The organism is Alloyangia mangrovi, assembly GCF_002300555.2.
Lineage (GTDB): Bacteria > Pseudomonadota > Alphaproteobacteria > Rhodobacterales > Rhodobacteraceae > Salipiger > Salipiger mangrovi.
This window is the reverse complement of sequence record NZ_NTHN02000125.1, coordinates 1-1,912: the sequence shown is the minus strand read 5'-3', so window position 1 is coordinate 1,912 and position 1,912 is coordinate 1. Positions and strand designations below refer to the sequence as shown.

The 1,912-nt window shown below is 70.3% G+C and carries 2 protein-coding genes; one reads left to right on the top strand and one right to left on the bottom strand.

Annotation, left to right across the window (positions count from 1 at the left end; all coding sequences use genetic code 11):
* Positions 1–902: quinoprotein relay system zinc metallohydrolase 2 (locus tag CLG85_RS27015; protein ID WP_260350378.1), on the top strand; the 902-nt coding region annotated here is incomplete at its 5' end.
* A gap of 127 nt (positions 903–1,029) precedes the next feature.
* Here the strand turns inward: CLG85_RS27015 and CLG85_RS27010 are convergent.
* A complete protein-coding gene (locus tag CLG85_RS27010; protein WP_260350377.1) occupies positions 1,030–1,662 on the bottom strand; it encodes a hypothetical protein in 633 nt (210 codons plus the stop codon).
* Between the last annotated feature and the right edge of the window lie 250 nt (positions 1,663–1,912).

The window sequence follows — 1,912 nt, the reverse complement described above, 5'->3', positions numbered from 1 at the left end:
CGACGCTGGAGGCGCGTCCCGTGGCGGGCGCCGCGTGCCGCCCCTCCGGCGAGGCGCTGGCGGTGACCGAGGTGGCGCCCGGCGTCTTCGTGCACCGCGGCGCGGTGGCCGAGCCCGATGGTGCCAACCGCGGCGACACGGCCAACATCGGTTTCGTCATCGGCACAAGGGCGGTGGCGGTGATCGACAGCGGTTCGGCGGCCTGGATGGGCGAGGCGCTGTGGCGGTCGATCCGGGCGCGCAGCGCCCTGCCGGTGGCCTATGTGGTGCTGACCCATGTGCACCCGGACCACCTGCTTGGGGCCTCGGTCTTCGAGGGCGCCGAGATCGTCGCGCATGCCGGGCTGCCGCAGGCGTTGGCGCGGCGGCAGGAAACCTACCTGCAGAAGTTCGAGTCGCTGATCGGAGCGGAGGCCTTTCTCGGAACCCGCGTGCCCCGGGTCGATCAGGAGGTGACCGAGCGGGCGACGCTCGACCTCGGTGGGCGGGTGCTGGACCTGCGCGCCTGGCCGCAAGCGCACAGCGGCACCGACCTCACGGTGCTGGACAGGGCGACGGGAACGCTTTTTGCCGGGGACCTCGTGGTTGACGGGCACATCCCTCCGCTCGACGGCAGCCTGCGCGGCTGGCAACGGGCGCTCGGAGAGTTGGTGCAGGTGCCCGCCACCCGCGTCGTGCCCGGCCATGGCGGGCCGGTGCTGCACTGGCCCGACGCCGCGGCGCCGGTACGGCGCTACCTCGAGGTTCTGGCGCGGGATGCGGCGGCGGCGGTCTCGGCGGGGGAGCGGCTGTCGGAAGCGGTCACCCATATCGCCGCCGAGGAGCGGGACCGCTGGCAGCTCTTCGACGCGTTCAACGCGCGTAATTCGACGGTGGCCTTCACCGAGCTGGAATGGGAGTGACCCCGGCGCCGCGCGGGTGGAAGGCTGCGTATTTGGAAAGAGAAGAAGCACGGGACTGTCCCTTCTTCTCTTTCAAAATACGCCCGCCGGAGGCTGCCGGGCGCGTCGGCCGGGCGCAACACCGGGGTCAGTCGCCGTCCGGGGCTCCCTCGGCCTTGCCCGCCTCGTGCAGCATCTGGGCGATGGCGTAGAGCCGCTGTTCCAGAAGCTGTGGCGTCTCGCAGAGGTAGCGGATCGTGTGCTGGCGGTCGGTGAAGATGCGCTGGTCCCAGTCGATCTGCTCTTCGAGCGCGTCGACCCGGTCGTAGTCGGGGGCCTCGAGGGCCATCTGCGCGTCCATCTCGGCGCGGGCGGCGTCGATCTTCTCCGACAGCTCGATCTGCCCGTGGGAAAATTTCCCGATGCCCTTGAGGATCCGCGTGCGGCGGTGCGAGAGCCGGTCGAAGACCCCCGAGAAGACCGCCGCCATGAGCGGCATCGCGTCGCCCTCGGAGCGGGTGAAGGCGGCCAGCTCGGTTCGGGCGGTCTCGAGATCAACGCGGCGCAGCGAGAGCAGCTCGCGCAGCTCCTTGACCGCCGCGCCGGTGGTGCCCTCGGGCTTGGCGTCCGGCAGGGGCTCGGGCCACATCAGCCCGGGCGAGAGCGTCTCGACCTTGCGCTGCACGCAGGGCCAGCTCGGGTCGGCGAAATCGGCGGCGAGGGCGGGCGCGGCGGCGAGGGACAGCCCCACCGCTGCGGCAAGAAAACTGTGTCTTGTCATGGTCTTTCTCCCGTTGTCCGCGCGGCGCGCCGGGGCGCATCGGGGCGCTTCGGCTCTATGGCAGGCTGCGCTTTCAGGGGCTTTCGGGGAATACCCACCATTGGCTGTATTGAGCGGTATGCGACGGCGCACCCATACTCCCCCCCAACCGCCGCAGAGCGTCGGAACAGGAAATCTCATTTTGGAGGGAGACTGCATGAGAACCCGTGCAGCCGTGGCTCTCGAGGCCGGCAAACCGCTCGAAATCATG

Bases quoted from the DNA above. Each gene is read 5' to 3' on its own strand.
- CLG85_RS27010 (WP_260350377.1), bottom strand. From the start codon at position 1,662: ATGACAAGACACAGTTTTCTTGCCGCAGCGGTGGGGCTGTCCCTCGCC.